Origin of the sequence: Cochleicola gelatinilyticus (genome assembly GCF_001637325.1) — a bacterium.
Taxonomy (GTDB): domain Bacteria; phylum Bacteroidota; class Bacteroidia; order Flavobacteriales; family Flavobacteriaceae; genus Cochleicola; species Cochleicola gelatinilyticus.
Map to the genome: position 1 here is coordinate 383162 of NZ_LRXL01000026.1, position 21545 is coordinate 404706.

17 protein-coding genes are annotated in these 21545 nt (G+C 38.1%); 10 read left to right on the forward strand and 7 right to left on the reverse strand.

Translation table 11 applies throughout. The annotated features are described in order from the left end of the window. Positions 1-100: 100 nt before the first annotated feature. Positions 101-1483 carry a T9SS type A sorting domain-containing protein gene (locus tag ULVI_RS03720; RefSeq protein ID WP_068589892.1) on the forward strand — a complete coding sequence of 461 codons (1383 nt, stop codon included), beginning with the start codon at positions 101-103 and terminating at the stop codon, positions 1481-1483. Between the two features lie 10 nt (positions 1484-1493). Here ULVI_RS03720 and ULVI_RS03725 read toward each other — a convergent pair whose 3' ends face one another. From ULVI_RS03725 to ULVI_RS03745, 5 genes are all read right to left on the reverse strand, one after another. Continuing rightward, positions 1494-2573 carry a diphosphomevalonate/mevalonate 3,5-bisphosphate decarboxylase family protein gene (locus ULVI_RS03725; protein WP_068589893.1) on the reverse strand — a complete coding sequence of 360 codons (1080 nt, stop codon included), beginning with the start codon at positions 2571-2573 and terminating at the stop codon, positions 1494-1496. A gap of 165 nt (positions 2574-2738) precedes the next feature. Beyond that, a complete protein-coding gene (locus ULVI_RS03730; protein WP_068589894.1) occupies positions 2739-3101 on the reverse strand; it encodes a DUF4174 domain-containing protein in 363 nt (120 codons plus the stop codon). 83 nt (positions 3102-3184) lie between these two features. Beyond that, the gene (locus ULVI_RS03735; RefSeq protein WP_068589895.1) at positions 3185-4411 is read right to left on the reverse strand and encodes a BaiN/RdsA family NAD(P)/FAD-dependent oxidoreductase; all 1227 of its coding nucleotides are present in this window, start codon (positions 4409-4411) and stop codon (positions 3185-3187) included. Further along, a complete protein-coding gene (locus ULVI_RS03740) occupies positions 4408-5802 on the reverse strand; it encodes a pyridoxal phosphate-dependent decarboxylase family protein (RefSeq protein WP_068591362.1) in 1395 nt (464 codons plus the stop codon). Before ULVI_RS03740 ends, ULVI_RS03735 begins: the two co-directional genes overlap by 4 nt. A 104-nt stretch (positions 5803-5906) precedes the next feature. Next, positions 5907-7379 carry a T9SS type A sorting domain-containing protein gene (locus ULVI_RS03745; protein WP_068589898.1) on the reverse strand — a complete coding sequence of 491 codons (1473 nt, stop codon included), beginning with the start codon at positions 7377-7379 and terminating at the stop codon, positions 5907-5909. Positions 7380-7510: 131 nt separating this feature from the next. On the opposite strand from ULVI_RS03745, the gene ULVI_RS03750 reads away from it, so the two are divergent. From ULVI_RS03750 to ULVI_RS03785, 8 genes are all read left to right on the forward strand, one after another. Then, on the forward strand, positions 7511-8551 hold the full coding sequence (locus ULVI_RS03750) for an endonuclease/exonuclease/phosphatase family protein (RefSeq protein WP_082830780.1): 1041 nt from the start codon (positions 7511-7513) through the stop codon (positions 8549-8551). A 348-nt stretch (positions 8552-8899) separates the two neighbouring features. Next, positions 8900-10972 (forward strand): TonB-dependent receptor plug domain-containing protein, encoded by a 2073-nt coding sequence (locus tag ULVI_RS03755; protein ID WP_241780951.1) that lies wholly within the window; start codon positions 8900-8902, stop codon positions 10970-10972. A gap of 2 nt (positions 10973-10974) precedes the next feature. Further along, on the forward strand, positions 10975-12390 hold the full coding sequence (locus ULVI_RS03760; RefSeq protein WP_068589902.1) for an HmuY family protein: 1416 nt from the start codon (positions 10975-10977) through the stop codon (positions 12388-12390). Positions 12391-12419: 29 nt separating this feature from the next. Next, a complete protein-coding gene (locus ULVI_RS03765) occupies positions 12420-13655 on the forward strand; it encodes a T9SS type A sorting domain-containing protein (RefSeq protein WP_068589904.1) in 1236 nt (411 codons plus the stop codon). Positions 13656-13662: 7 nt separating this feature from the next. Then, complete coding sequence (locus ULVI_RS03770) at positions 13663-14562, forward strand: DUF6607 family protein (protein ID WP_068589906.1); 900 nt, start codon at positions 13663-13665, stop codon at positions 14560-14562. A 6-nt stretch (positions 14563-14568) separates the two neighbouring features. After that, a complete protein-coding gene (locus ULVI_RS03775; RefSeq protein ID WP_068589908.1) occupies positions 14569-16068 on the forward strand; it encodes an ankyrin repeat domain-containing protein in 1500 nt (499 codons plus the stop codon). 1 nt (position 16069) lies between these two features. Continuing rightward, positions 16070-16555 carry a DUF2271 domain-containing protein gene (locus ULVI_RS03780; protein WP_068589910.1) on the forward strand — a complete coding sequence of 162 codons (486 nt, stop codon included), beginning with the start codon at positions 16070-16072 and terminating at the stop codon, positions 16553-16555. 9 nt (positions 16556-16564) lie between these two features. Next, positions 16565-18751: a PepSY domain-containing protein gene (locus tag ULVI_RS03785; RefSeq protein ID WP_082830781.1), complete on the forward strand. Its 2187-nt coding sequence runs from the start codon at positions 16565-16567 to the stop codon at positions 18749-18751. Between the two features lie 86 nt (positions 18752-18837). Here the strand turns inward: ULVI_RS03785 and fdhA are convergent, their stop codons facing one another. Beyond that, positions 18838-20025 (reverse strand): formaldehyde dehydrogenase, glutathione-independent, encoded by a 1188-nt coding sequence (gene fdhA / locus ULVI_RS03790; protein ID WP_068589912.1) that lies wholly within the window; start codon positions 20023-20025, stop codon positions 18838-18840. Positions 20026-20043: 18 nt separating this feature from the next. Continuing rightward, positions 20044-20442: a GlcG/HbpS family heme-binding protein gene (locus ULVI_RS03795; protein ID WP_068589914.1), complete on the reverse strand. Its 399-nt coding sequence runs from the start codon at positions 20440-20442 to the stop codon at positions 20044-20046. Positions 20443-20631: 189 nt separating this feature from the next. Between ULVI_RS03795 and ULVI_RS03800 the strand changes: the two genes are divergently transcribed. Continuing rightward, positions 20632-21537, forward strand: a complete 906-nt coding sequence (locus ULVI_RS03800; RefSeq protein ID WP_068589915.1) for a helix-turn-helix domain-containing protein — start codon at positions 20632-20634, stop codon at positions 21535-21537. The last annotated feature ends 8 nt before the right edge of the window (positions 21538-21545 follow it).

The following is a 21545-nucleotide window of genomic DNA, read 5'->3' on the forward strand; positions in this document are numbered from 1 at the left end:
CTCCTATATAAATATCGTTTTCTGGACATTTTTTATAGATTAAAGACATCTTTATCTAGCACTTTTTTAGTACCTTAGAAGGCATCTAACCCTAGAAATCATGAAACTCAATGTGCTATTATTTAGTATCCTACTAAGCATTAGCACTACTTTTTTAATGGCGCAAACCCATATATTTACGGGGAATGGGGGTACTTCGGATTGGTTTACTGCTGAAAACTGGGATGTTAATTCCGTACCACAGTCTAACAGCCAAGTGAACATTCCCGACGGATTTTTTGTAACCATTAGCACTTCTGAAGCTGCTGTTGAAAGTATCGAATTGGAAGGCACAGCCGAACTGGAACTCACCAACAATCTTACAATTACAGGTGAGATGATCATTCCATTCTTAGGACAATTAACTTATATAAGCGGCGTGATTTCTGGAGGAGCGATCGAGAACGAGGGTACCTTACGAGTAATGCAAAACAATGCAAAATCTTGCACCAATCTTACGATTACTAACAATGGACTTATTGAAGTTTTAGATACAGGCATCTGGAGGCTTAATGGCACCACCGTTATTACGAATGGCCCTGAAGGTATATTTCGAATGAAAGGTGTTGGTTCTGTCATTAAAAACTCGGGAACAGCAGTGTTTTACAATGAAGGTCTTATTCAAAAATCATTGCATACCGCAGACCACGCGGCTTCCTATCTTATTTTAACTATTGAGAACCATGGAGTAATTCGCACCGATGAAAACACCACCCTATTAATTCTTTCGCAACAAGCAGCTCTTACCAATTTCCATAATGGGGTTATAGAAGGAAATGGCATCTACGACATTACAGCCCCCTTTGTAAACACAGGAACCATAGCTCCAGGTGGTGAATTTGTTGGAAATCTAGAGGTAGTAAATTCGTTTGATTTCCCTTCGGAAGCGGTGCTGGAAATCGATATTGAGGGTGCCGAAGAAGGTGCTTACGATCATTTATATATTACTGGCTTTCCCGACCTAAATGGAACTATTGAAGTAAACGTCTCAGACTATCTTGAACTAGATGATGAATTTACCATTTTAACTACCAACGCTATTTCGTCTTGTAATCTTCCAGCAGAAGTCTATGCGCTATACGACCATCATTATTATATTTTTGATGTGGATTGCAATACAGAATCTGTAACATTAAAAGTAACCGATATTGCCGTATTAAATAACGAAGATTTTTTAAAAGATGCTATTTCTTTTACACCCTATCCCAATCCTGCAGACGATTTTTTTTACATCTCGCTAAATTTTTCTGAAACTTTATTAGTTTCTGAAACCGGATTCACAATCCAACTCTTTAATTCGTTAGGACAAAAAATACATGGTATCGAACATCTTTCCAAAGGAATTACAAAGGTGGAACGTGGTAATCTATTAGATGGTGTGTATCTATTACAACTTGAAAGCAATAACAAGGTCATCGCCCGTTCGAAATTAATTTTGCATTAAACGTAACCATTTAGTCTATCCTTTGAGCTCCAAATCCAATTATATCTTCAATATATTCCCCACTTTTACAAAAGGGTTTTAACTCATTTTCGATAAATTTTGAAACTGTGGCAGCTTCCTTTTTAGGATATAACACATGAACATTGGCACCTGCATCCAACGTAAAACAAAGATTACTACCCGTTTGTTTCCGATAATTCCATATGTTATTAATGATTTCTAAAGTGTTTGGTTTCATTAAAATAAAATACGGCATCGAGGTCATCATCATTGCATGTAACGATAAAGCTTCACTTTCTACAATTTTTATAAATTCAGAAAGATTTCCGTTTTTTAATACTGGAATTAATTTCGATAAATTTTCATTTGCCTGGTGAAAGCGTTGTTCTGCGAATGGATGATCGTGCATAAGCTCATGCCCCACCGTACTACTTACTTGTTTTTCACCTTTATCGACTAATAATATCGTGTCTTGATATTCTTTAAATACCTCATGAACTTGATAAGGATATTTTTTTCCGAAGCTATTAGAACTGCCATCAATATCGGGGTGTTCTCCCCAAACTACCAAATCACCTTCAATACTTCTGCAGGCACTTCCAGAACCCAACCTCGCTAAAAAAGATGCTTTTTCATTGAAGTATTCGGTGTCAATTTCGGGTTGCATTTGTTGTTCCATCTTCATTAAACACAATGCAAGTGCACTCATCCCACTGGCTGAAGAAGCAATACCACTACTGTGCGGAAAGCTGTTATGGGTTTCGATCTTAAACGTAAATTTTTCTAAAAAGGGAAGGTATTGAGTAATACGGTGAAAGAACTTTTCGATTTTTGGCTCAAAACTTTCCTCTCTTTTTCCGTCGAGATAAACTTGAAAATCGAACCCCTTGGTACTTTTTTCTTTATATGTAAGGGTGGTGTTTGTATGGCAGTTGGTAAGTGTAAAGCTAATAGAGGCATTCTTTGGAAGTTGTTCTCCATACTTACCCCAATATTTTACCAAAGCGATATTGCTAGGCGATCGGTATGCACTAATTCCAGCAGTTAACTCATGTTCATACGATGGAATAATAAAGCGGTGTTCAGCCATAAAAATGTATAGTTTGAACGCAAAGATAGTTTAATTTGAAGCAATCACTCAAGTGCAAATTACATGAAAAAAAATTATCGTAACCGTTTCCTTAACGTAGTGAGTCACTAGAAAACTCCAGTACAAAAGGAGTTTGATAAAAAATCAATTTTGTTTAAAAAACAATTATTCGTTTTCACGCAGTTCTTCTTTGCGCATCGGCATCGAATCAACTAGGTTAAAAAATGTTGCTGGCTGTTCTACATTTTCTGAAGAAAATTTTTCGGTACCATCTAAGCCAATAAGTGTTACATAAAAGCCGTCTATCTTCGATTGAGTACGTACCGACGGCTCAATACCCCACCCAAAATTCTCTACATACCCATGGTTAGTTACTTGGTACACGATAAGTTTACGATCTTTTAATTCGTCCTTTTGTGAACGTAATAAAGCAACTTGCTCTTCCGCTTTTTTATCTCCAAACTCTGGAGAAGAAATTATTATAATTCGGTCGCTGCCTTTGTGTTTCTGTAGATCTTGTGCTTGCATGGCGGTTGGTGTTTAGAAATGACAATAGAAAAATCTTCTTAAAGGTACAATTCCTATTGCAATTCAAACTAAAACTTTGGAATTCAATTTTTTGAAAGTGCGCTAGCAACAATAAATCCACCAGTCCATGCATTCTGAAAATTAAATCCTCCTGTAATGGCATCAATATTTAATACCTCACCCGCAAAAAATAAATTTGGTTGCAGCTTACTTTCAAATGTTTTAAAATTTACTTCTTTTAGCTCCACTCCTCCCGCAGTAACAAATTCTTCTTTAAAAGTGCTCTTTCCAGTTACTTCAAAGGGGGAAGCTACAAGTTGTTGCGCGATATTTTCAAGGTGCGTTCGAGTAAGAGCTGCCCAAGTATCATTTTCAGAAACACCTACAGCTCGAATTAATTGATACCATAACCGTTTGGGCAAATCGAACTGAGGATTTTTCAACACGTGTTTTTTGCCACTCTGAATGCGAACACTTTTTAAACTTATTATAACTTCTTCTTCGGAAACATCCCGCAACCAATTCACCTGAATCGTAAAATGATATTTTGTTGGTGCTAATAAACGCGCTCCCCATGCAGACAGTTTTAAGATGGCCGGTCCACTCATTCCCCAATGGGTAATTAGCAAAGGTCCTTCACTTTCTAAGAGTACTTTTTTGTTCGTACCAAGCACTTTTACAGAAGCTTCTGTCGCAACCCCTGGCAATTCTGAAATTCGAGAATCTTTTATATTAAAAGTAAACAAAGAGGGTACTGCCGCCGTTACGGTATGACCTAGAGACGCTAATAATTTCCAGATCTTCGGATTGCTTCCTGTAGCAACAACTATTTTTTCTGCTTCAAAGATTTCAGTAGTGGTCTCAAGTTGCCATTTCTCCTGTCGCTTTGTAATAGTTTTAACTGCCTGGTTTCTCAACACGTCAATCCCCAAGCGTTCGGTTTCAGAAATAAAGCAATCGATAATCGTTTGTGACGTATCGCTTTCTGGAAACATGCGGCCGTCTTCTTCAATTTTCAATGCAATTCCCCGAGCTTCGAACCACGCAATGGTGTCGCCTGTCATAAAAGTATGAAATGGCCCCAACAATTCTTTTTCACCCCTTGGATAATTTTTAGAAAGTTCTTTCGGAATAAATTCAGCATGGGTAACATTACATCTTCCACCACCCGAAATCTTTACTTTGGTGAGCACTTCTTTTCCTCGTTCTAATATAAGTATAACGGCATCGGGATTATTTTCCGCAGCATTAATCGCTGTAAAAAACCCTGCAGCACCGCCACCAATTATTACGATATCGGCAGTTCTCACGCGGTTTCTAGAATTTCTGCAAACGACTCACACACAGCAAGTGTTTCTTTTATATTTTCGAATGTCGTTCTTGGGTTGATTAGACACATACGTAAAACGACCTGCCCATTAAGCACGGTTGTGACTAGTAAGGCTTCTTCCGACTGGATAACTTTTTCTGAAATACGTTGATTAAGTGCGTCTAATTTTTTTTCTGAAAAAGAATTTCCTATCGGATTAAATCGGAAGTTAATCACAGCAAGGGTTGCGGGAGAGATAATTTCCCAATTCTTACTTTTTCGAAGGTGTTTTTCTGCTCGTTCCGCAAGATCTATATTGTAAGTAATCGCTTTTCTGAAGCTTTTAAGACCAAAGGTTTTTATCGACATATAAAACTTCAGTGCTCGGAAACGTCGGGTTAACTGCACCCCGTGATCGTAAAAATTAATTTCAGATTCATTACCTTCAACATCCCTTAAATATTCAGGTTTTTCGGTAAAAGTGCTTTTAAGCCATTTATGATTTTTAACTAATAAGCATCCCATTTCATAAGGTTGAAAAAACCACTTATGGGGGTCTACTGTTAACGAATCTGCTTTATTTACTCCCTTTAATAACTGTTTTCCATCTTTGGCAAGAATAGCAGCACCACCATAGGCTCCATCGATATGGAACCAAATGTCTTCTTCTTTGCAGATCTTAGAAAGTGCCGATAATGGGTCTACAGTACCTGTATTCGTGGTTCCTGCAGTTGCAACAAGACAAAACGGATGCATGCCTTCAATACGGTCTTTCGCAATGGCGTTCTTTAATTTATTTACAGAAAACTTAAATTCGGAATCGGTTGGAATGATGCGAATTTGTTCTTTTCGGAAACCAAGAATGCGTATGGCCTTAATATTCGACGAATGTGCCTGATCGGAAAGATAAATAACTGCGTTACTAAAATCGTCTCCACATTTCACTCTTCGTGCAGTAACAATAGCTGTTAAGTTAGCCATAGAACCACCACTTGTAAAGATACCACCCCCTTTTTTCTGAGGGAAACCGAAGATTTTAAGCAACCATTGTAACGTCACAATTTCTAGTTCTGCTGCTGCAGGAGAAGCGACCCAACCTCCCGAAAAAATATTGAAACCTGTGGCAAGTGTATCTGCCATTGTACTAATATAATTGCTTGGCCCTGGAACGAATGAATACGATTTAGGGTGCGAAACAATTGCACTTTTCGTCATTACATTGTCTAGCACAAATTGAAGCACTTCGTTAGCGTCTGATGGTTTTTCTGGAGCAGCTTCAAGAAATAATGAATCCATTTCTTTTCTAGAAGCAACTGCCACTGGAGGTTTTGTGTGCTGATTTTCAAAATGTTCTACAATAGCATCGACCACAGCATATCCATACGAACGCATGTCATCTTTGGAAAGTTCTAATTTTTCTAAGGCTGTTAATTTCACAGGAATCGGTTTTCTTTTCGGCTGCAAAAGTACAGCTTTCTAAGCAGACCGCCTTCCTGTTATTTTATGATTAGTTTTTGAACAAATGAAGCTTCAGTCGTGTTAAATTTTAGAAAATACATCCCTGATGTTAACACAAGTTCAAGTGTGTTTAAACCTTCAGAAACGGGTAAAGAGGCTACTTTATTCCCTTGAATTCCGAAGACATCTACTGTTGCAATCTCTCGGTTATTCTGAAATTGGATCGTACCTGTCGTCGGATTTGGATAGATCGAAATAGAGCTTATATTAAAATCTTCCGAAGAAAGCGTGGCGCAGCCTACTGGATCGAACAATACTTCTCCTAAAGCTGCATCATCAACTTGATGAAAAATTACCGACTCGGCAAGTTCTAATGTGTTTATTTCCCCTTCTACCCAACAGTTATTTGCTGCAGGAATGGTGTTGGCAGTATTATTATAAAGGGCGTAAATTACACCTCCATTTCCATTATTAGAAAAAATGTTTTCTCCTGTACTTTCGGGAATATCATTTCCTAAATTAATAGCTGCTTCTCCAATAACGGTGATGCCCCAAAGGTTTCCTCTTATTTCGTTTCCTGAAGCAATTACATCCATTCCTGGAGAAGACGAATTCAAAGAGATTCCACTTCCACCTAACTGTGGATTTCCTTGCGTATTATTATCTTCAATAATATTATTTCGTATGTATGCAAACGAATTGGTTCCAAGTATCGAGATTCCGTAGCGGTTGTTACGTATTTCATTTTCGTCTATTTCAGCATTAATTGCTCCTCCAACAAAATTAGACACTGCAATTCCACCTACTTGATCTAGATCTGGATTTCCAATAATTGTATTTTGAAAAATAATTAAGGGAATGGCATTTTGTGTGGTTCCAATATTTATTTGTGGGCGGTTCGAATTTTCCATATTGTTGCCTTCAATATAATTGTTTGAGATATTTGCGGAAACAGAAGAATTGGCTGCCGAGGCGATTGCCGGAAGTTCGTTAAACGTAATCGTATTGTTGGTAATTTGTGGGGTTCCTCGTGACAAGGAGATTACGGCCCCAGTAGTAGCACCACCTGCTACGTTATTTGTAATTTCACAATTATCTAATGTAAATTCTTCAGTAAGAACGCGGAGCCCTCCTCCATTTTCGATAGTTGTATTCTGTATTGTTATTACTGAAAATTCTTCAAATCGAAATCCTTCGTATGGTGAAGTTTCGGCAGAGGTTATGGTAACATCAGCAGCAGAAATAGAAAAGCTCCCAAAGACCGTTATTAGTAGATCTGCTTCAATGGATAGGGTAAGATCTGTATCAATAATAAAGGTGTCGTTTTCCGCGATAACAAGGTTTTCTGATAAAGTATAAGCATTTCCCGAACCTGAAACAGTTGTAGTACTAGCAGCAGCGATATCGTCGAGCGTCCATGTTACTCCTGTGTTTGGCGTGGTATAAGTCTGTGCGGTTAGTATTAAAGAGTACACAAAAAAGAATGCGGTAAGAAGAGTCGTTTTTTTCATATTTTTATTTTGAAGTATAAAAATACTTATTCTTGTTGTCTTATTAAAAATCCTCTCTTAGTTCATTTAAAATTTTATTATTTATTTTTTTAGAATGTTTTTATGAAATCAAAAAATACTAATTTTATAGAATGATGATTCTCCTGTATTGCTTGAGTATTTTTTTTTCACTTTCCCCGTTTCTACCAGCAACGGAACATCCCCATTGGTTCTTTCGCACCGCAGATTTTGTTAGATTGCAATCTATAGTAATACAGCTAATTTTATTAATACTTTTAGTGGTATTTATAAATGATTATACAGTTTTCAACTGTATAGTGCTAGGAAGTATTGTGGCTTCAATGCTATACCAACTTGCGAAAGTATATCCATACAGTTCGCTATACCCCAGAAAAAAACCAGATTTTCCTAGCGATGGTATGGTTTCTATTCTAGCTGGAAATATTTTGCAGACCAACACCGAGTATGATAAGTTCATAGAGGAGGTCCAAAAATTTGATCCCGATATTGTTTTAACTATGGAATCGAATAAAGAATGGGAGAAAAATCTTAATCGATTAGAACCAACTTATTCTCATTCTGTAAAAGTTGCGAATGAAGAATTCTACGGCATGCACGTGTATTCTAAAATTCCCCTTAAAAATTCAAAAATTAATTTCTTTATTGAAGACAACGTACCTTCCATTTTTTTTGAAGTCTCAGTGAATGAAAAAGAAAATATATTTTTTGCCTGTCTCCATCCTGCCCCTCCTAGTCCGACAGAAAATGAAACTTCTAAAGAACGTGATGCCGAATTAATGATTGTGGGCAAAAAAATTAGAGAACTTAAAAAACCGGTGGTCGTTTGTGGGGACATGAACGATGTAGTATGGTCGCGAGTAACTCGTCTATTTAAAAAAATGTCGGGAATGATCGATCCAAGAATAGGACGTGGCTTTTTCCCTACGTACCACGCAGGATATTGGTTTATGCGTTTTCCCTTAGATCATCTTTTTCATACCAAAGATCTCTTTGTGGGTAAAATGATACGTACCAAGACGTTTGGTAGCGATCACTTTGCGATGTATTACGAGATATACCATAAAAAAAAAGCGAAAATTCAAGGTAAAACAAAATTAAACGGAGATGAGAGAGAAGAAATCGAAGAAAAAATTGAAGATGGCAAATCATAATATTACTCACAAGTTTTAATTTAGGGAACGATACTTTTAGCACACCTTTTCACTACAAATTAATGCTTTAAACCTCACCCTCAAAACCCTTCTGTCCAGCCCATTACCCTAAACCTAAATCAATCACCAAATTCTATTGTTATTTAGAACGATTCGTATAAATAACTCTAGCACAACATATTAACAATAATATTATTTAGATTGAGTCTCAATTAAAATAAAAATCTGTCTCTATTCTTATTTAGAATAAATAAAAATAACTAGTTTTGTGCGCTCATAACAACAAACTTAATGCGCCACTTTTCACTAGTCATTTTTTCACTTTGCCCCTTTCTTTGCTTTGCCCAAGTGGGGCAAAAAAACGATACTATAAAACCCGAAAGTTTAGACGAAGTTATTGTTACGGGGCAGCTTAATCCTCAGTCGGTTTCGAAATCTGTGGTCGAGGTAAAAGTTATTTCCAGAAGCGACATCGATCGACAGGCAGGAAACACTCTTGCCGATGTTTTAAACACCACCTTAAATCTTAACATCACACCAAATACCGCCACTGGAAAAAGCGGAGTGAGTTTGTTCGGCCTAGACAGTCAGTATTTTAAAGTGCTTATCGACAACATCCCTATAATTAACGAAGAAGGAGTAGGAAACAATACCGACCTTTCCTTAATTAACCTCGATGATATAGAACGCATCGAGATTGTAGAAGGTGCTATGGGGGTGCAATATGGAGCCAACGCCGTTTCTGGAATTATAAATATTATTACTAAAAAGTCCTCCCGCAACGATTGGGATATTACCGCATATGTTCAAGAAGAAACTGTGGGTGATGAATATGAATGGTTCGATAAGGGCCGACATATCCAATCGTTGAAGGTGGGGCACAATTTTTCTGAAAATTTCTATGCCAATGCCACGTATACCCGAAACGATTTTGGTGGTTTTTACGACAATAAACAGGGTGAAAACTATGCACTAAATGACGGATTACGAGGGCATGAATGGTTGCCCAAACTTCAACAAAATACAAAAGTAGTTTTTGCATACGAAAAAGAGAAGTTCAATATCTTTTACCGATTCGATTATTTAAACGAACGTATCGAAAAATACAACGAAACGGTTTCTTTAAATGAAAATCCGTCGACAGGAACCACAAATCCTTCTGCACTGGATGAACTATATACGAATAACCGATTTTATCATCATTTAAATAGTACTGGAACATTTTTCGAACGAGTAGGTTACAATATTTCAGTTTCATATCAGGAACAAACCAAAGACCTAGAACGGTACACCTACCGCATTAAAACCCGCCAGAAAGAAAATATTGAAGAAGGCGAATACCAGCAACGAAGCGCTTTTTTCTCGCGAGGGACCTTCAGTAATAGTATAAATTCTGAAAAAGCTAATCTTCAGATAGGTTATGAAATTACTAATGAAAAAGGCTCCGGTTCGTCCCTTGCCATCGTGCTTAATCCCGATTCCGACGAAGTAACTCAAAAACTTAATAATTACGACTTCTTTGCAGCTTCAGAAATACAAGTAACCGAACGCTTTTCGCTCCGTCCCGGATTTAGAGCTTCTTTTAGTAATTTATTTAATACCCAATATACCGGTTCTCTAAGTGCTTTACAGCAACTAAGCAACGACTGGGAATTGCGAGCCATTTTAGGTTCTGCTAACCGAACTCCAAATTACAATGAACTCTACACCTACTTTGTCGATGTAAACCATGATGTACAGGGAAATCCAGATTTAAAACCGGAAAACGGAGTCTCTGCTTTTTTTCATATTAAAAAGAAAAGCACCCTAGCAAACAATACGATTCGCTTAAAAAACAAACTCAGTTTTAATTACTTAGGGTTAAACGACCGTATTGAATTGATTGTTGTGAATCAAAGTCCGTTGTCGTTTCAATACAATAACATCGACCGCTTTACTGCCCTTGGGGTATTTTCAGAAAACGAAGTGTTTTATAAAAATTTCAAAGCACAACTAGGAGGTTCCGTACAAGGGGTTTCCAAAGTGCTAGACAGCCAAACACAAAGCAACGATGATTTCCTGTTTAATGTGCAACTAAATTCAAACCTTGCCTATTCTTTGCCTGACTGGAACACTACTTTTTCGGTCTTTTTTAAACACATCGGTACCCAGCAACAATTCGTGGAAAAAACCAACGCCGAAGGAGAGCAGGAATTTGTGCAGGGAGAAACCGCAGCTTACAGTTGGATGGATGCCACGATACACAAGTCGTTTTTCGACGGAGCTTTTACCACCACATTGGGATGCCGAAATCTTTTTGATGTAACAGAAGTAAATACCACTGCCTTCGAAGGCGGCACTCATAACGGACCACCCACTCAAGTTCCATTGGGATACGGACGCTCATACTTTCTAAAACTCACCTACAATTTAACCTTATAACCATGAAAAAATTCAAAACATATCAAACTGCTATATTCTTGCTCCTCGTAGGACTAGTAACCATCTCGTGTAGTGATGACGATACTTCAGAAACACTCAGCGATCCTTTTGTGGTTGCTTTTGAAAACCTGTCGGCAAACTTAAACGACATCGATGATAGCCAAGAAATCAATTTGGTTTTTTCTGAAACTACTTCGGAAGGAGGAACCATGACCTTGCTGTTAGAAAGTACAAACGCTGTATATGGAGAAGATTTTACTACGAATCCGATTTCTGAAGAAACCACGATTACATTACCGCTTTCCCAAGGTTCAAACAACACCAATTTTACATTCACAAAATTGAATACATCGCTAGATGAAACTGTAGAAATAAAATTCAGTATTATTTCTGTAGACTATCCCAATTCACAAATTCAAGGAAATACCACCTTTACCTTAAATAGTTCTGCTTCATTAGGCCGCGGTTTCGAACCTAATGTAGGAGGTCCCAATCAGCCCAACCAAGTCTATATCGATTTAAGTACCGAAACCCAGACCGAAGTGCGAAGAGACAGTTGGGATCTTGGTTTTTACGGCGGAAATGAATTTCGTGTTGCTATTAACGGATCGATTTATATGGCAGCAGCACAACTAGAGGAAACAAATATCGATGCCATTTCTGAAGCAGATGTCTCAGACCTTCAAGCTCAAGTGGCAGTAGGAACTTTCGATCCAGCAAACGAAGCGTACATCGACCATCCTGATGGTACAATTACCAAAACAGCACTTGAAGCAGTAAGCGCAATAGAAGCTGAAAACAAGGTGTATTTGGTTAATTTGGGATACGAAGTAGGTACCGAAAATCCAGCACCTGGAAGCGTCGCGGTAGCAGGCGAAGCACGAGGATGGAAAAAGATACGGGTGTTGCAGCAAGATAATGGATACTTGCTTCAGTACGCGGATCTAAATGACACTTCACACAATGAGGTCTTTATTCAGAAAAATACCGCTTATAACTTTACTTTTTTCAGTTTCGATTCTAACAACACACTTTCCGTAGAACCGGAAGCAGAGAACTGGGACCTCAACTTTACGGTCTTTACCAATATTTTAGAGGGTGCCGGTTCGTACGGCTTTTCAGACGGGGTACTTCACAACCGAAAAGGAGGCGTTTCGGTTTATGCAGTAAGCACCGAGGATATTGCTTACGATGCATTTCAACTAGCCGATGTCAATCCATCCAGTTTCGAGCTCGATCAACGCGCCATTGGAAGCACTTGGCGAGATGTAATTAATGACGATAAAGTTCTTGTCGATACTATTTTTTATGTCATCCAAGATCCAAATGGCAACCAATATAAATTAAAATTTACTGCCTTATTAAATGATAGTGGCGAACGCGGCTATCCAGAATTCAAATACAATCTATTACAATAAACTGAACAAAAACTTTAAAACATTATACTATGAAAAAACTACTACTATCGGCTATACTCTTAGCCACAACCCTCCTCTCCGCTCAAGAAACGGTAACGATTTCTATGGGAACTGGATATGAAAATGACGTATATTTTAATCTTTCAGACCAAACCGAAAACACTTACGAAGCAGCGAGTTGGGACATTGCTTTTCTTAGAGAAAATGCTCAGAGTATTGGTATTCGTGTAAACGACGGAATCGGCATTCAGGTTTTTGAAGCTGCTAACAATGCATCCGATTTTGATGCGATCGATGTTTCGAATGAAGCGAACTGGACCCCCTTATTTAACGACGATACCAATTGGGACAATGGTGCTTTTATGCAGGGATCTGCCACATATGGTTGGGGAGAATACAATCCGGTAAGTCACCACGTGGAAGGAACCATTGTTTTTGTACTAAAATATACCGACGGAACATATATAAAATTTATTAATGAAGACTATTTTGGAGGTTACACTTTTAAATATGCGACCTGGAATGGTACCGACTGGGTAAATGAAACGACCGAAACCGTATCGAATGCAAACAACCCTGAAACCAGATATAATTACTATTCTCTTCAGAACAACGAAGAAGTAATTGCCGAACCTGCAGTAGACGCCTGGGATTTCGTTTTTACAAAATACAATACCTATTTAGATCCTCCGGGAGCTAATTATATCGTGACTGGAGCGTTACACAATCCTGGGGTAACTGTGGCTCAGAATGAAGAACCTTCGGGCGAAGGAGATCCTAATGCACAGGAATATTCAGAAGAAATAAATACCATCGGATACGACTGGAAATCGTTCAACGGAACTGGATACGATGTAAACAGCGATATGGCTTATTACATAAAGCATTCAGAAAATACTATATACCGAGTGACCTTCACCAATTTTGAAGGAAGTAGTACCGGAAATATAACATTCGACATGGAAGACGTGTCCGACATTCTCGGTATTGAAAACGTAACAAACGAGGTTTCCTTCGGAATGTATCCAAATCCGTCACAAAATAAAAAGGTGAATATTGTGTACGACATTAATACCTTCAACACTGCTGAAAATAAGATTGAGATTTACGATAGCAACGGAAGAAACGTGTTTTCTACATACGTATCTCAATCGGAAGGTTTTTATAACAAACAACTTGACCTTACTCCCCTTCAAAACGGGATCTATTTTGTAGCCTTTACAAATGGAGACAACCGTACAACAAAGAAATTAATTTTAAACTAATAGAATAATGAAACAAGTAATAGCAACCCTTTTTGCCGTAACCCTTACCTTTGGGGCTATGGCACAAACTAAGAAACAACAAGACCGGGAAGCCATCAAAAAAATGTGTGGCTGTTATGAAGTGACCTTCAATTTTGCTGAAACCTTTAATTATAGCAATGATAGTTTGTATAAACCTTCGGAAAACAAGGTAGACAAAGGATTGGAATGGGCGCAACTCGTAACCGATAAAGATGATAAAATTGTGATTCAGCATTTATTACAAGTGGGAAATCCTGCAGATCCTATGATCATAAAGCACTGGCGTCAAGATTGGTTGTTCGAAAACACCGATTTATATACCTACAATGCAAATAACGAGTGGGAGTTTCAGAAAAAATCTGCAGACGATGTAAAAGGACAATGGACGCAAAAAGTATTTCAGGTAGATGATAGTCCGAGGTACGAAGGGTCTGCAACTTGGGTGCATGTCGACGGAAAAAGCTTTTGGGAAAACACCGCAAATGCACCACTTCCTAGACGTGAGTACACCAAGCGTAGCGACTACAATCTTACCGTACGCGGCAACCGCCATGAAATAACAGATTTTGGGTGGATTCACGACCAGAATAATGACAAAGTAATTCGTGAAGCTGGCAAGGAAGATGTTGTGTTGGCAAAAGAAAAAGGCTACAACGTATACAAACAAGTACCCGACAGTCGTTGTGAAGCTGCCGCTAACTGGTGGAAAGAAAACAACCAAAAGTGGGCGCTAGTTCGTTCAAAATGGGACGAAGTATACAGCCGTAATAAAGATCTCGTTTTAGAAGAAAAAGTAGACAACAAAGTGTTGTACAAATATCTTTTCGACGACGGTTACGAAACTGGCGAGAAAATTGATGCACTTATCGAATCGTTCGTAAAATAACATACCATGAAAACCCTACAGAAACTTACAACTTTTATCCTCCTTCTCGTATCGGCTGTTACCTTTGCTCAAAAAGAAAATGTATTCTTAGAGCGTTCTTTCTGGAAAGGTGATCCTAATCTAGAAACAGTAAAGAAGCATATCAAGGAAGGAAACGACCCCACAGCATTTAACACCAATGCTTTCGACGGCGTGGTGTACGCCTTATTGGAAAATGCTAATAGTGATGTTGTAAAGCATTTGCTGGATCAACAAGGCAATCCTGTGGACAAACGAACTCACGACAGTCGTATCTATTTACACTGGGCTGCCTATGCTGGGAATACCGAAATGGTTAAAACGTTATTAGAAAGAGGTTCTTCTGTTACGGCTTTAGACAGTCATGGAAACACACCTCTTACCTTTGCCGCAGGTGCAGGACAGTTAAACCCTAAGGTCTATGAGCTATTTATTGAAAACGGGGTGGATCTGGTTGAAGAAAAAAATGAAGAGGGAGCCAACGTACTTTTACTAGTAGCTCCTTTCTTAGAAAATGAAGAACAACTCACTTATTTTACTGAAAAAGGATTACTTCTGAATAGCACCGACCCTCAAGGCAACGGTATTTTTAATTATGCTGCAAAAAAAGGAAATATCGATTTTCTGAAACTTTTAGTGAAAAAAGGAGTGGATTACAAAACCCTTAATAATGAAGGTGGAAACGCATTTCTTTTTGCAGCACAGGGAAGCCGTGGATACAGCAATCCGTTAGCCGTGTACACCTATCTGAAGACAATCGGTCTAGAGCCAAATATCGTCACCAAGAAAGGAGGTAGTCCATTACACCGACTCGCATATAACACCACCGATCCGGCCATTCTCAACTTTTTTCTTTCGGCAGGAGCCGACGTGAATCAGAAAGACATGGATAAAAACACACCGTTTCTAAATGCCGCATCACGTAATTCGTTAGATATGGTAAAATTACTTGCAGAAAGAGTATCTAATTTTAACGGAGCAAATGTAAAAGGAGAAACTGCTTTAATGCTCGCGGTAAAAGGGAACAGTCCTGAAGTAACAGAATTTTTGCTTAAAAAAGGGAGTAATGCACAGGCGAAAGACTCCTCTGGCAATACCCTCGCCTATTATTTGGTTGAATCGTTCAATGCTAAAAAAATAGAGGAATTTGAAAAGAAAGCGACAATGCTTCAGAAAAACGGAGTTGTTTTCAACGAGGTTCAAGCAGAAGGCAATACCCTCTATCATCTGGCTGCTAAAGCCAACGATCTAAGCTTATTAAAAAAGCTTTCAGAATATAACATTCCGGTAAATGCTAAAAACAACGAAGGACTTACTGCCTTGCACTTAGCCGCAATGAAAGCGAAAGATGATGCAATGTTAAAGTATCTAATTGCGTTGAATGCAGACACCACTATTAAAACCGATTTTGAAGAATCTGTTTACGATCTCGCAAGTGAGAATGAATTGTTGACTAAAAATAAAACCTCATTGAATTTTTTAAAATAATATGAAAAAGTTAATTAAAATACTACCCATAGCACTGGTTTGCGTGCTTGTCTTTACTGCATTTACAACCTTAGAAAGTAAAGCAGTAAAATGTTTAATACAAATGACCAACTATAGTGGTGAAGGTGCCTATGTTGTTGTGTCGTTGTTAAATCCTGAAGGGGAATACGAAGAAACGCTTTACGTGCAGGGAAAAGACAGTGAATGGTACAGCGAAATTCCCGAATGGTGGAAATTCTACGGAAAGCACCGTCCTAATATTGATGCGATATCGGGAGCGACCATAAGTGGTGGCGAGCGCACGGTAACGGTACTCCAAATTCCAGAAGACAAGGTCGATCAAGGTTATTCCATTCGGTTTGAGACATCGGTTGAAGATCAGGAATATTACACCAACGATCTAGAGTTTGCTCTTACCATCGAAAATTTAAAAAGCAAACAAGAAGGCAAAGGCTGGATTCGATACGTACGCATGCTTCCGCAATAAAAAACACCTATGACCATTTCCGTTTGGAGGTATAGTCATTTTTTGCTGGCTATTGTTTCTTCCCTTTTTTTACTCATTGCCTCTGTAACCGGGGTGATTCTTGCCATGGAACCTATTACCCATCAGGCAAAGGGCTATGCGGTTACAGACCTAAATACTGTCTCGGTAGGCACAACCATAAATGCGCTTCAGAAAAAGTATGATGAAGTATTTGAATTGGAAGTAGAACCGTCGGGATTTGTAAAGGCTTCTGTACTCACTCAAGATCTTGAAACCAAAGACATTTACATCGACCCAATCACTTCCGAAGCATTAGGCGAGGTCCCCGAACGGCCGTTTATTTATAGTTTTTCCACCAATCTACACCGTTCTTTATTTCTTAAAACTATAGGAAGAGTTTTTGTAGGTCTTATCTCTTTAATACTTTGTTTTATTGCGGTTACTGGAATTGTATTATTAGCAAAGCGACAGGGAGGTATTAAAAAGTTGTTTGCGAAAGTTCAAAAAGAATATTTCGAAATGCGCTACCATGTAGTTTTAAGTCGGTGGTTCTTTATTCCCATTTTAATTGTGGCAGCAACTGGGGTATATCTTTCTGCGGAAAAATTTGATCTGCTACCCAAAACACCCCTATTATTTGAAGAATCTACTTCTGAAACGGCTGCGCATGCTACAGGCAAATCCTTTTTTGAAACAACAACCCTAAATGAAATTCGGAGTATTGCATTTCCCTTTTCTGAAGACCCCGAAGAATATTTTCAAGTTTCATTACAGGATAAAGAAGTAAAAGTACATCAAGTCACAGGCGCTGTAGTAAGCAGTGCTCCTTATCCGTTTGTGACTTTGGCTTCTAGACTTAGTTTAGCCTTGCACACAGGAGAAGGAAGTGTGTTATGGTCGATCGTGTTATTATTGGCAAGCGCCTCGATTGTTTTCTTTATGTATTCGGGATTTGTAATGACGCTAAAGCGATTAAAAAACACTAAAAAACCACCTATTAGTATGCCAGATAAAGATCGTTGCGAGTATGTAATTTTAGTAGGTTCGGAGACAGGCAAGACTTACACTTTTGCACAATCCTTTTTTAATGCTCTTACCCATAGTGGAAAAAAAGTCTATTTAACAGAACTAAATAACTACACCACTTTCGAAGCTGCTCGACATGTCATTGTATTTACTGCGACTTATGGGGAAGGAGAGGCAACCACCAATGCACGTAAATTTGAAACCATATTTTCAGGCGTGCAACAGCCACATGCTATTACTTATTCTGTCGTTGGTTTTGGATCGTTAGAATATCCGGATTACTGCCAATTTGCAATTAAAGTAGACGGATTGCTTCAGATGCACTCAAATTTTCAACCTGTTTTGCCGTTGTATAAAATTAACAATTCGGACATTTCAGATTTTAAAAACTGGATAAAAAAGTGGAGTGAAGTGATGCGCATTCCATTACATGTTGAGCTTTCAGAAGAAAAAAAGAAAAAATTAAAACAACTTCCCTTTAAAGTTGTTAAAAGAACCGAATTAAATATTGATGATACTTTTATAATTCACTTACAGCCTTTAAAAAAAGTTACGTTTGTGTCGGGAGATTTATTGCATATATTTCCAGAGGGCAGTACTATTTCGAGGCCCTATTCTATTGCTAAAATAGAGGATACACTTGTGTTAAGTATTAAAAAGCACGACATGGGAAAGGCTTCTAATCTTCTATATAACCTTCCGTTAGAAACTACAATTCATGCGGCCATCGAGACTAATAAGCACTTTCACTTTCCGAAGAAAAATAATTCTGTGATACTTATTGCAAACGGTACTGGTATCGCTCCATTTTTAGGTATGTTGCATGAAAACAAGGAGGTAGAAATTCATCTATTCTGGGGGGGACGCACGAAAGCATCTGTAGCCATATATCAACAACTTCTGGACTTGAATCTTTCAGTACAGAATAAGCTTCAATTATATACTTGCTTTTCGAGAGAAGACAACAAAGAATATGTTCAAGATCTGGTTGCCAAACATCCGCAATTAATTCTGAATAGTTTAAAGAATAATGGCTGTTTAATGCTTTGCGGGTCGTTATCGATGCAACATGGAGTTCTCGAAACCTTAGAAGTGCTCCTAGCTTCTTCTGAAACCCTACAGATGGACGACTTATTGTTTCAGGAACAACTTAAGATGGATTGTTACTAATGTGATTTAATTTTCAGGAAAAACTATAAAAAAAGCCATTCAATATCCGAAAATAATTGAATGACTTACCAGAATTTTCAGCTTCTTTAAGCGATCATTCCGTGAGGATCGATTACAAATTTCTTTGCTGCTCCCTTATCGAAAGCGTCGTATCCTTTTACGGAATCCTGCAAAGAAATTACTTGAACGTTTACTGCTTTAGCGATATGTACTTTTTCAAATAAAATGGCATTCATTAATTGTCGGTGGTATTTCATCACGGGACACTGTCCTGTATGGATTGAATGAGATTTTGCCCAGCCTAAACCAATTCGAATGCTTAAACTCCCTTTTTTGGCTGCTTCATCAACGCCCCCCGGATCACCAGTTACATAGAGTCCCGGAACTCCTAATTGTCCTCCGGCACGTGTAACGTTCATAATCGCATTTAAAACTGTAGCTGGTTGCTCTTCGCCGCTGTTAGATCCGTGTCCTTTAGCTTCAAAACCTACACAATCTACCGCGCAATCTACTTCGGGTGTCCCTATAATTTGTTCGATTTGCTCAGATAAAGTAGCATCCTTTTTTAGGTCGATTACTTCACAACCAAATGATTTTGCTTGTGCTAGACGTTCCTCGATCATATCTCCAACTATCACTACAGCCGCACCCAATAAATGACACGAGGCAGCACATGCAAGTCCTACAGGTCCCGCTCCTGCGATGTATACAATACTTCCTGGACCAACACCAGCGGTAACTGCTCCATGATATCCTGTTGGAAAAATATCGGATAACATAGTTAAGTCTTTGATTTTTTCCATAGCATGATCTTTGTCTGGAAATTTCAATAAATTAAAATCCGCATAAGGAACCATGACATACTCTGCCTGACCTCCTACCCAGCCACCCATGTCTACATACCCATAAGCTGCTCCGGGTCTTTCGGGATTAACGTTCAAACAAATTCCCGTTTGTCCCGCTTTGCAATTACGACACCTTCCACAAGCAACATTAAACGGCACAGAAACTAAATCTCCCTTTTTAATGAACTCAACATCTCTTCCACACTCGATCACCAAACCAGTGATTTCATGACCTAATATTAGACCCTCTGGTGCAGTGGTACGTCCCCGCACCATATGTTGATCGCTACCGCAAATGTTTGTAGATACGATTTTTAATATAACACCGTGTTCACATTTTCTGTTTCCTAATGCTAATTTAGGATAGGCTATCTCTCTTACTTCTACCACACCGGGCTTTACGTAAGCTACTCCATGATTTTTACACATACCTATTTATTTTAATTATTAAAGTGCATCTGCACCGGCTTGAGCTACTGTATGATCGTTATCTACAGAATCGCCCGACACACCTATCGCTCCGATAATATCGCCCTTACTGTTCTTAATTAGCACACCTCCTGGGAAAGAAATTAATCCTCCATTAGAATGTTCTATACCAAAAAGAGCTTCGCCCGGTTGTGAAAGCTTTCCAATCTCTCCGGTTGGCATATTAAAATAACGTGCTGTACGTGCTTTCTTAGCTGAAATATCGATGGAGCCAAGCCACGCACCATCCATTCTTGCAAAGGCAACCAAATTGGTTCCCGCGTCTACTACTGTGATATCCATTAATACTTTTAATTCTTTTGATTTCGAGATAGCTGCTGCCACCACTTTTTGCGCTTGTTCTAACGTTATATTCATAGTATTTTTTTTAAATTATTTATATATTAATAGTAATAATAATTACTCTTACTTATTGTAACGATACTATAAACACAACAAACAATCCTCTATTTTTTTACGAATTCTATTAATTATAATTAAAATTTATAAAACATCTATAATTTTAAGTACTTTGTATTAAATATAACTCATCAATAAAACTCGATTTTGTTACTAAGCGAAAACCATATAACTCCAATTAATTTAAGTGACGTTTCTCAACTTGACACATTGGTCGAACATAAGCGTATTTTCAATCTTAAAGATTGCCAATTAAGTATTTTTGAAACCTTTCACGCTTGTGAAAATGTGTTTCTATCGTATAATGGTTTAGTGGTGTCGAGTATGATGTTGGGGAAAAAATCGATGTCTATTGACGGTTCCAAAAGCTTTAATTTCGTTCCAGGTGAAAGTGTGATTATTCCTGAGGGAGTTTCAATGAAGGTTGATTTTCCCGAAGCTGATATATCCCACCCGGTACAATGTGCTACCCTCGCTTTAGATTGGGATATGGTAAAAAAAAATATCGATTATTTAAATGAAACATATCCAAATATAGAGGCCCCATACTTGTGGGAACTAAATTTTAACCGATATCATTTTCAGAATAACAGAGAATTGGCGGGAAGCGTAAACAAGCTTATTAGTATAAGCATGGAAGACAACTCAGCTAAAGATGCGCTTGCCGATTTATCTTTAAAATTTTTGCTTTTACGTATTATTCAAACACAAAATATAAGCCTTGCTGAACATGACACGAAACAATTAGGCGAGCGACTAACAGCTGTGATTGAATATATACATCAGCATTTGTCACAAAAAATTACAGTAGATCATTTATCAAAAATTGCTTGTATGAGCAAACCTCTTTTTTATAAGAATTTTAAACAAAATTTTGGTATTAGTCCGATTGAATTTGTACTCCGACAGCGTATTCACCTAGCAAAAGAACTTCTAAAAAACCCCTTGTTAACAATTACCGATGTTTGTTACCAGTGTGGTTTTAATAACCTCAACTATTTTTCAAAACAATTTAAACGTATTGAAGGCACTACTCCAACTGTCTGGCGATAATGACACCC